We start from the raw sequence: 10,039 nt of genomic DNA, 5'->3' as shown, positions 1-10,039 counted from the left end.
GATAAAAGCCCCGCAACACGTTGCGGGGCTTTTTACATTCGACGGCCGGTAAATACGCTCGTCGCGCCGTGACAACCCGGAAACGAGCCCTTGCAGGGAATACGGCATGAAGCAGCAGGCAGGCATTGGTATTCTGTTAGCACTCACAACGGCAGTATGTTGGGGCGCTTTGCCAATAGCAATGAAGCAAGTGCTGGAGGTGATGGAGCCTCCTACCGTGGTGTTCTACCGTTTTTTAATGGCAAGCGTTGGCCTTGGCGCTATTCTTGCGGTTAAAAAAAAGCTCCCTCCGTTGCGTATTTTTCGCAAAGCGCGTTGGCTGGTGTTGCTGGCTATCGCAACCGGTGGGTTGTTCGGTAACTTCATTCTGTTTAGTTCATCCTTGCAGTATTTGAGCCCAACGGCTTCGCAGGTTATCGGTCAGCTGTCACCGGTTGGTATGATGATCGCCAGCGTCTTTATCCTGAAAGAAAAGATGCGCGGTACGCAGGTGATTGGCGCCATTATGCTTCTGAGCGGACTGGTCCTGTTTTTTAATACCAGTCTGATCGAAATTTTTACCCGACTCACCGATTACACCTGGGGCGTTATCTTTGGTGTCGGTGCGGCGATGGTCTGGGTGAGCTATGGGGTCGCGCAAAAGGTGTTATTGCGCCGCCTGGCATCACCGCAGATCCTGTTTTTACTGTACACTTTATGTACGATCGCGTTGTTGCCGCTGGCTAAACCCGGTGTCATCACGCAGCTCAGCGACTGGCAGCTGGCATGCCTGATATTCTGCGGCCTGAATACGCTGGTAGGATATGGCGCTCTCGCGGAAGCAATGGCGCGTTGGCAGGCGGCGCAGGTGAGCGCTCTTATCACGCTCACACCGCTGTTTACGTTGTTATTTTCAGATTTATTATCACTGGCCTGGCCCGATTTCTTCGCCAGACCGATGCTAAACCTATTAGGTTATCTCGGTGCGTTTATCGTGGTTGCGGGCGCGATGTATTCCGCCATTGGTCATCGAATTTGGGGCGGTTTACGTAAGCATGAAACGGTGGTTTCGCAACCCCGCTCAGGCGAATGATTTACGGAGAGTAAAATGAAGTTTGTTGATGAAGCATCGATTCTGGTCGTTGCAGGTGATGGCGGTAATGGTTGCGTCAGCTTCCGCCGCGAAAAGTACATCCCAAAAGGCGGTCCGGACGGTGGTGATGGTGGTGACGGTGGTGACGTTTGGCTGGAAGCCGACGAAAACCTGAACACACTGATCGATTACCGTTTTGAAAAATCATTCCGTGCGGAACGTGGTCAGAATGGCGCGAGCCGTGATTGCACCGGTAAGCGTGGCAAAGACGTTACCATTAAAGTACCTGTTGGTACGCGTGTTATCGATCAGGGCACGGGCGAAACCATGGGCGACATGACCAAACACGGTCAGCGTCTGATGGTCGCTAAAGGTGGCTGGCACGGTCTGGGCAACACCCGTTTCAAATCCTCGGTTAACCGTACTCCGCGTCAGAAAACAATGGGTACGCCGGGTGATAAGCGCGATCTGATGCTGGAGCTGATGCTGCTGGCGGACGTGGGTATGCTGGGCATGCCAAACGCCGGAAAATCGACGTTTATCCGTGCGGTGTCCGCGGCGAAGCCGAAAGTCGCTGATTATCCGTTTACCACCCTGGTGCCGAGCCTGGGCGTGGTGCGTATGGACAACGAAAAGAGCTTCGTGGTTGCCGACATTCCGGGACTGATTGAAGGCGCGGCTGAAGGCGCAGGCCTGGGTATCCGCTTCCTGAAACACCTGGAACGTTGCCGTGTACTGCTTCACCTCATCGATATCGATCCGATTGATGGCTCTGATCCAGTTGAAAACGCCCGTATCATTATTGGCGAACTGGAAAAATACAGTCAGGATTTGGCATCTAAACCGCGCTGGTTAGTGTTCAACAAAATTGATTTGATGGACAAGGCTGAAGCGGAAGAGAAAGCGAAAGCGATCGCCGAAGCGTTGAGTTGGGAAGGTAAATATTACCTGATCTCTGCCGCCAGCCAGCTGGGCGTGAAAGATCTCTGCTGGGATGTGATGACCTTTATCATCGAGAACCCGATTGTTCAGGCTGAAGAAGCGAAACAGCCAGAGAAAGTTGAGTTCATGTGGGATGATTATCACCGCCAGCAGCTCGCTGAAGTCGAAGACGAAGCGGAAGATGACTGGGATGACGATTGGGACGAAGACGACGAAGAAGGCGTTGAGTTCATCTACAAGCGTTAATCTCGTCGCCGGATGGCGCTAGCGCTTATCCGGCCTACGGACGGCATCATATCGTAGGCCGGATAAGACGCGTTAGCGTCGACATCCGGCAATAATGCACTCAGTTGTTCTGATAAATATCCTTGTACAACCGGCTCTCGAAGCGCACCAACGGAATACGGCGATTACGCTGGTCAGCCGGCTCTACCGCATAACCAGATAAATACTGCACGAATGCCATGCGTTGGCCGCTTGCCGTGGTGATGAAACCTGCGAGGTTATAAACCCCCTGCAGCGAGCCTGTCTTCGCCGATACTTTGCCATCCACACCAGCCTGATGCAGACCCGCACGGTATTGCAGGGAACCGTCGTGGCCCGCCAGCGGCAGCATAGTGATAAAGTTCAGCTCGTTATCGTGTTGAGCGATATATTGCAGCACCTGCATCATGGTCGCTGGGGCAATCAGGTTATGGCGGGAGAGGCCAGAACCGTCGGCAATAATAGTGTTGCCGATATCGACGCCTGCCTGCTGACGCAAAATCTGGCGCACGGCGTCAGAACCCGCCCGCCAGGTGCCCGGCACGTTAAATCGGGCATGACCAATCATACGGAAAACGGTATCGGCAATCATGTTGTCCGATTTTTTCAGCATAATCTTAAGCAGGTCGTGCAGCGGTGCCGACTGCTTACTGGCGACCACCGTTCCTGGTTCGTTGACCAACGTCTGGCGCAGCAGTGTACCGCTGTAGGTGATACCTGCTTGTTTTAGCTCATCTTTGATAATTGCCCCGGCATAGCTGGCACCGTCCTGAATGGCGAACGCCAGCGGCAGCGGATCGGCACGTTGTGGCAGGCATCCGGTCAGCGTATAGCGGTTGAGATCACCGGGAACCACATCCAGTTCACAATATTGCGCTTCCGCAGAACCTCGGGCGAGAGTTCGCACCTGACTGAACATGGTGACCGGGTAATAAGATGCCACGCGAATAAAGGCGAGATCGTTGGGTTTTTGCGCGCTGTAGAGTGAAACCGAGAAACAGTTTCTATCGACAATAGCCGCTGCGGGCGGTGCGCTAAAACACTGCGTCATGTCGTTCCAGGGCCAGCCGGGCGCTTTATCATGACTGGCAAAAATAGAGGTGTCGATCAGGACATTCCCGGCAATTTGCGTCACACCTGATTTTTTCAGGGTTGCCACCATATTGCGAATATCCTGGCGTTTTAGCGTCGGATCGGCACCAAATCGTGCCACTAAGTCACCTTTCAATACGCCGCCTTCCACGCTGCCTTTGGTCTCGAGCGTGGTGGTAAAACGAAAGTCAGGCCCGAGCTGAATCAATGCCGCCAGCGCGGTGATTACTTTCTGGGTACTGGCGGGCAGCGCCATCTGCTGGCTATGAAAATCAATCGCGGGTGCAGGTGCGCCAACCTTCTGTACCATAAGGGCGAGGTTGGCCCCGGCAGGGAGCTGATTGATATACTCGTCGACGTTCGCAGCCTGAACGCTGAACGCTATACTGGCAGTCAATCCGATGGTAAATCTGGAAAATCGCATAATCTCGCGCTAACAACCTGGAAACAGGCCGTCATACTACGGCGCAACGCCCCAAAAAGTAAACGATGACCCATAAGGAACTCCAGGGTAAAATGATCATCAAATAGAGAATTGTAGCTGACCTGGGACCTTGAGCCCCGGGTCGGTATTTTTTTGCTTCTGACTCTGGCATGACACACGCCAGGGTGGGCTTAGCAGCCGGGGTGAGAGCAACTACCCCCTACAGGAATGTTCAAGAGGTATAACAAATGCAAGCTATCCCGATGACCTTACGTGGTGCTGAAAAACTGCGCGAAGAGCTGGATTTTCTGAAATCTGTGCGCCGTCCTGAAATTATTGCCGCTATCGCTGAAGCGCGTGAGCACGGTGACCTGAAAGAGAACGCGGAGTATCACGCGGCGCGTGAACAGCAGGGTTTCTGCGAAGGACGCATTAAAGATATCGAAGCTAAACTGTCCAACGCGCAGGTAATCGACGTTACTAAAATGCCGAACAATGGCCGCGTTGTTTTCGGTGCGACGGTTACCGTTCTGAATCTCGATAACGATGAAGAGCAGACATGGCGTATTGTCGGCGATGATGAAGCCGATTTTAAACAGAACCTGATTTCAGTGAACTCGCCTATCGCTCGTGGCCTGATCGGTAAAGAGCAGGATGACGTCGTAGTTATCAAAACGCCGGGCGGCGAAGTGGAATATGAAGTGACGAAGGTAGAATACCTGTAATTCGCATCTTGGTTAAGATGTTGATACATTGTAAAGAAAGGAAAAAGGCCGCATAGCGGCCTTTTATCAACGAAGAGAGCGTGGCATTTTGCTCTCCTGCTAGCGGAAAACCCCGCGTTTTACACAAACTTCGTGTGCAACTTTGGGATATTCTTAGCGTGGCAGCGAGATTTTACGTTCTTTAGTCGGGCGATACAGTACCAGCGTTTTGCCGATGACCTGTACATTGCAGGCGCCGGTTTCGCGTACGATAGCTTCCACGATCAAGGTTTTAGTATCGCGATCTTCCGAGGCGATTTTCACCTTGATAAGTTCATGGTGCTCTAACGCTTGTTCAATCTCGGCCAGTACCCCTTCGGTCAAACCATTATTGCCAAGCATAACTACAGGCTTGAGCGGATGTGCCAGACCTTTCAGGTGCTGTTTTTGTTTAGTACTCAGATTCATCGTATATTTTTGCTTACGTTGGGATTGAAAACGGGTCATTCTACCGCCATCTCCCATATATCACCAAATAGCTGTGTAGAAATTTACACCATTGGTTACGATGAACTGCCCTTTGGGAATGTGAAATGACAGGTAAAAAGCGTTCTGCCAGCTCGAGTCGCTGGCTTCAGGAACACTTTAGCGATAAATATGTTCAACAGGCGCAGAAAAAGGGGTTACGTTCCCGTGCCTGGTTTAAACTTGATGAAATACAGCAAAGTGACAAAATTTTTAAACCGGGGATGACGATAGTTGATCTCGGTGCTGCACCCGGTGGCTGGTCGCAATATGCAGTTACGCAGATCGGCAACACCGGCCGCATTATCGCTTGCGATCTTTTACCTATGGATCCAATCGTTGGTGTGGACTTCCTTCAGGGCGACTTTCGTGATGAATTAGTCCTGAAAGCGTTACTTGAACGCGTAGGTGACAGTAAAGTACAAGTTGTCATGTCTGATATGGCGCCAAATATGTGTGGAACACCGGCGGTGGATATTCCCCGGGCCATGTATCTGGTAGAGCTGGCGCTTGGAATGGCTCGTGATGTATTAGCGCCAGGTGGTAGTTTTGTAGTGAAGGTGTTCCAGGGCGAAGGCTTCGATGAGTATCTAAGAGAGATTCGCTCCCTGTTTACGAAGGTCAAAGTTCGTAAGCCGGACTCTTCTCGCGCCCGTTCGCGTGAAGTGTATATTGTAGCGACCGGGCGTAAACCATAACCGGCAGATTTCAAACGAAAGTTTGAAAGAAACTGGATATAGAGTATCCTGACGCTGTTTTTAACACAGTTGTAATATGAGGTTAATCCCTTGAGTGACATGGCGAAAAACCTAATTCTCTGGCTGGTCATTGCCGTTGTGCTGATGTCAGTATTCCAGAGCTTTGGGCCCAGCGAGTCTAATGGCCGTAAGGTTGATTACTCTACCTTCCTGCAAGAGGTCAATCAGGACCAGGTTCGTGAAGCGAAGATCAACGGACGTGAGATTAACGTTACCAAGAAAGATAGTAACCGTTACACGACCTACATCCCGGTTAACGATCCGAAGCTGCTTGATAACCTGCTGACCAAAAACGTCAAGGTTGTTGGCGAACCACCTGAAGAGCCGAGCCTGCTGGCTTCTATCTTCATTTCCTGGTTCCCAATGCTGCTGCTGATTGGTGTCTGGATCTTCTTCATGCGTCAGATGCAGGGCGGTGGTGGCAAAGGTGCCATGTCGTTCGGCAAGAGCAAAGCGCGCATGCTGACGGAAGATCAGATCAAAACGACTTTTGCTGACGTTGCGGGTTGTGACGAAGCAAAAGAAGAAGTCGCTGAGCTGGTTGAGTATCTGCGCGAACCGAGCCGTTTCCAGAAACTGGGCGGTAAAATCCCGAAAGGCGTCCTGATGGTTGGTCCTCCGGGTACGGGTAAAACCCTGCTGGCGAAAGCTATCGCAGGTGAAGCGAAGGTTCCATTCTTCACAATTTCCGGTTCTGATTTCGTGGAAATGTTCGTGGGTGTCGGTGCATCTCGTGTGCGTGACATGTTCGAACAAGCCAAGAAAGCGGCACCGTGCATCATTTTCATCGATGAAATCGACGCCGTAGGTCGCCAGCGTGGCGCAGGTCTGGGCGGTGGTCACGATGAACGTGAACAGACGCTGAACCAGATGCTGGTTGAGATGGACGGCTTCGAAGGTAACGAAGGTATTATCGTTATCGCAGCAACTAACCGTCCGGACGTTCTTGACCCTGCGCTGCTGCGTCCAGGCCGTTTCGACCGTCAGGTTGTGGTTGGTCTGCCAGACGTTCGCGGTCGTGAACAGATCCTGAAAGTGCATATGCGTCGCGTACCGCTGTCTCCGGATATCGATGCGGCAATCATTGCACGTGGCACGCCTGGCTTCTCCGGTGCGGACCTCGCGAACCTGGTGAACGAAGCGGCGCTGTTTGCTGCTCGTGGCAACAAGCGCGTAGTGTCGATGGTTGAGTTCGAAAAAGCGAAAGACAAAATCATGATGGGTGCGGAACGTCGCTCCATGGTGATGACGGAAGCGCAGAAAGAATCTACCGCGTATCACGAAGCTGGCCACGCGATTATCGGTCGCCTGGTACCGGAACACGATCCGGTGCACAAAGTAACGATTATCCCGCGCGGTCGTGCGCTGGGTGTGACCTTCTTCCTGCCTGAAGGCGACGCAATCAGCGCCAGCCGTCAGAAACTGGAAAGTCAGATCTCCACACTGTACGGTGGCCGTCTGGCGGAAGAGATCATCTACGGTGCTGAACATGTTTCTACCGGTGCGTCGAACGACATTAAAGTCGCGACTAACCTGGCGCGTAACATGGTTACTCAGTGGGGCTTCTCCGATAAACTCGGTCCGTTGCTGTACGCTGAAGAAGAAGGCGAAGTGTTCCTGGGACGTTCTGTGGCGAAAGCGAAACACATGTCCGATGAAACCGCTCGCATTATCGATCAGGAAGTTAAGCTGCTGATTGAGCGTAACTATGACCGTGCACGTCGTTTGCTGAACGAAAACATGGACATTCTGCACTCGATGAAAGATGCGCTCATGAAATATGAGACCATCGATGCGCCGCAGATTGACGATCTGATGGCTCGCCGCGACGTGCGTCCGCCAGCGGGTTGGGAAGAACCGGGTTCTTCTAACAATAACTCTGGCAGCACCGGCAAACCGAGTGCACCGCGTCCGGTTGATGAACCGCGTGCGCCGGACTCTGGCACTATGTCAGAGCAACTGGGCGACAAATAAGTTATCGTTGATGATGACCGTGTTTTAATTGAAAACCCTGGGGCTTGCTCCGGGGTTTTTCTTATCTGCATATTCAAGATTTTACCAGGGATAAAACTATGAAACTCTTTGCTCAGGGTTCTTCACTGGATCTCAGCCATCCGCACGTCATGGGGATTTTGAACGTCACGCCAGACTCATTTTCCGATGGTGGAGCGCACAACTCTCTGGTTGAGGCGGTAAAACACGCAAACCTGATGATTAACGCCGGGGCGACTATCATTGATGTGGGCGGTGAGTCCACGCGTCCGGGCGCGGCTGATGTGAGTGTGGAAGAAGAGTTGCAGCGAGTGATCCCAGTGGTCGAGGCGATTGCTCAGCGTTTTGAAGTGTGGATTTCGGTCGATACCTCAAAACCCGAAGTGATTCGCGAATGTGCCAGAGTTGGCGCGCATATCATCAATGATATTCGCTCGCTCTCGGAGCCTGGAGCGCTGGAAGCCGCAGCGGAGACCGGATTGCCGGTTTGCCTGATGCATATGCAGGGGCAGCCGAAAACCATGCAGGAAGCACCAAAGTATGAGGATGTTTTTGCTGAGGTAAACCGTTACTTTGTTGAGCAAATAGCACGTTGCGAGCGGGCTGGAATCACAAAAGATAAATTGTTGCTCGACCCCGGATTCGGATTCGGTAAAAATCTCACTCACAACTACACATTACTGGCACGTTTGTCTGAGTTTCATCATTTTAATCTGCCGTTGCTGGTTGGGATGTCACGAAAATCAATGGTTGGCCAGTTACTGAATGTGGGGCCATCAGAACGCCTGAGCGGTAGCCTTGCGTGCGCGGTGATTGCCGCAATGCAGGGGGCGCAGATCGTTCGTGTCCATGACGTCAAAGAAACCGTAGAAGCGATGCGTGTGGTGGAAGCCACATTGTCTGCAAAGGAAAAAAAACGCTATGAGTAATCGTAAATATTTTGGCACTGATGGGATCCGCGGTCGCGTAGGCGATGCCCCAATTACTCCTGACTTTGTGCTCAAGCTGGGCTGGGCTGCAGGGAAAGTGCTTGCTCGTCATGGTTCACGTAAAATTATTATCGGTAAAGATACGCGTATTTCCGGCTATATGCTGGAGTCTGCGCTGGAAGCGGGCCTGGCTGCCGCCGGACTCTCAGCCTCATTCACAGGGCCAATGCCAACACCCGCCGTTGCGTATCTGACGCGCGCCTTCCGTGCTGAGGCCGGGATTGTTATCTCCGCTTCGCACAACCCGTACTATGACAACGGGATTAAATTCTTCTCTACCGACGGGACTAAACTGCCGGATGCAGTGGAAGAAGCCATTGAAGCCGAGATGGAAAAAGCGATCACCTGCGTGGATTCCGCTGAACTGGGTAAAGCCACGCGTATCGTTGATGCTGCCGGTCGCTATATCGAGTTTTGTAAAGGCACCTTCCCGAACGAACTGAGCCTGAATGAACTTAAAATAGTGGTGGATTGCGCTAACGGTGCGACGTACCACATTGCGCCAAATGTACTGCGTGAACTGGGTGCAAACGTGATTGCCATTGGCTGTGAGCCAAACGGTGTGAATATCAATGAAGAAGTCGGCGCCACCGACGTCCGTGCTCTGCAGGCGCGCGTGATTGCGGAAAAAGCCGATCTGGGTATTGCGCTGGATGGCGATGGCGACCGCGTCATTATGGTTGACCACGAAGGTAATAAGGTCGATGGCGATCAGATCATGTACATCATCGCCCGTGAAGCTCTGCGTCAGGGTCAGCTGCGCGGTGGCGCGGTAGGTACGCTGATGAGCAACATGGGCCTCGAGCTGGCGCTGAAACAGCTGGGTATTCCGTTTGCCCGTGCAAAAGTTGGCGACCGCTATGTGCTGGAAAAAATGCAGGAAAAAGGCTGGCGTATCGGTGCCGAAAACTCAGGTCATGTGATCCTGCTGGACAAAACCACCACTGGTGACGGTATCGTGGCGGGTCTGCAGGTGCTGGCGGCGATGGTACGCAACCATATGAGCTTGCACGACCTGTGCAGCGGCATGAAAATGTTCCCACAGCTGCTGGTTAACGTACGATACACAGCAGGTAGCGGCGATCCACTGGAACATGAAAACGTGAAAGCGGTGATGGCGGAAGTGGAAGCGGCGCTGGGTAACCGTGGACGCGTCCTGCTGCGTAAGTCTGGTACCGAACCGTTAATTCGTGTGATGGTTGAAGGTGAAGACGAAGCGCAGGTGACTGAATTCGCCCACCGTATTGCCGATGCTGTGAAAGCGGCCTAATTCCGAA

At 52.5% G+C, this 10,039-nt stretch carries 9 protein-coding genes; 7 read left to right on the top strand and 2 right to left on the bottom strand.

What is annotated here, in order from left to right:
• Positions 1-106 precede the first annotated feature (106 nt).
• Positions 107-1,072 (top strand): DMT family transporter, encoded by a 966-nt coding sequence (locus FDW94_RS21950; protein WP_008785922.1) that lies wholly within the window; start codon positions 107-109, stop codon positions 1,070-1,072.
• A 15-nt stretch (positions 1,073-1,087) separates the two neighbouring features.
• Entirely contained in the window at positions 1,088-2,260 is a 1,173-nt protein-coding gene (gene cgtA / locus FDW94_RS21945) for an Obg family GTPase CgtA (RefSeq protein ID WP_137378255.1), read from the top strand.
• Between the two features lie 100 nt (positions 2,261-2,360).
• On the opposite strand, the gene dacB is transcribed toward cgtA, so the two are convergent.
• A complete protein-coding gene (gene dacB, locus FDW94_RS21940; RefSeq protein WP_032945109.1) occupies positions 2,361-3,794 on the bottom strand; it encodes a serine-type D-Ala-D-Ala carboxypeptidase in 1,434 nt (477 codons plus the stop codon).
• 248 nt (positions 3,795-4,042) lie between these two features.
• Here dacB and greA point away from each other — a divergent pair, with 248 nt between their 5' ends.
• Entirely contained in the window at positions 4,043-4,519 is a 477-nt protein-coding gene (greA, locus tag FDW94_RS21935; protein WP_003025019.1) for a transcription elongation factor GreA, read from the top strand.
• Between the two features lie 153 nt (positions 4,520-4,672).
• On the opposite strand, the gene yhbY is transcribed toward greA, so the two are convergent.
• Positions 4,673-4,966 carry a ribosome assembly RNA-binding protein YhbY gene (gene yhbY, locus FDW94_RS21925; RefSeq protein ID WP_003025016.1) on the bottom strand — a complete coding sequence of 98 codons (294 nt, stop codon included), beginning with the start codon at positions 4,964-4,966 and terminating at the stop codon, positions 4,673-4,675.
• A 125-nt stretch (positions 4,967-5,091) separates the two neighbouring features.
• Here yhbY and rlmE point away from each other — a divergent pair, with 125 nt between their 5' ends.
• The 4 genes from rlmE (at position 5,092) to glmM (ending at position 10,032) form a co-directional block, all read left to right on the top strand.
• Complete coding sequence (gene rlmE, locus FDW94_RS21920; RefSeq protein ID WP_003025015.1) at positions 5,092-5,721, top strand: 23S rRNA (uridine(2552)-2'-O)-methyltransferase RlmE; 630 nt, start codon at positions 5,092-5,094, stop codon at positions 5,719-5,721.
• Between the two features lie 99 nt (positions 5,722-5,820).
• Complete coding sequence (gene ftsH / locus FDW94_RS21915) at positions 5,821-7,755, top strand: ATP-dependent zinc metalloprotease FtsH (protein WP_003025013.1); 1,935 nt, start codon at positions 5,821-5,823, stop codon at positions 7,753-7,755.
• Positions 7,756-7,853: 98 nt separating this feature from the next.
• Positions 7,854-8,702 (top strand): dihydropteroate synthase, encoded by an 849-nt coding sequence (folP, locus tag FDW94_RS21910; protein ID WP_048225717.1) that lies wholly within the window; start codon positions 7,854-7,856, stop codon positions 8,700-8,702.
• The gene (gene glmM / locus FDW94_RS21905; RefSeq protein WP_008785919.1) at positions 8,695-10,032 is read left to right on the top strand and encodes a phosphoglucosamine mutase; all 1,338 of its coding nucleotides are present in this window, start codon (positions 8,695-8,697) and stop codon (positions 10,030-10,032) included. The genes folP and glmM overlap by 8 nt, the downstream gene beginning before the upstream one ends.
• Positions 10,033-10,039: the final 7 nt, after the last annotated feature.

The organism is Citrobacter sp. wls757 (assembly GCF_005280935.1).
Taxonomy (GTDB): Bacteria; Pseudomonadota; Gammaproteobacteria; order Enterobacterales; family Enterobacteriaceae; genus Citrobacter; species Citrobacter portucalensis.
The sequence above is the reverse complement of the archived record's forward strand: the minus strand, read 5'-3'. Positions and strand labels throughout refer to the sequence as shown.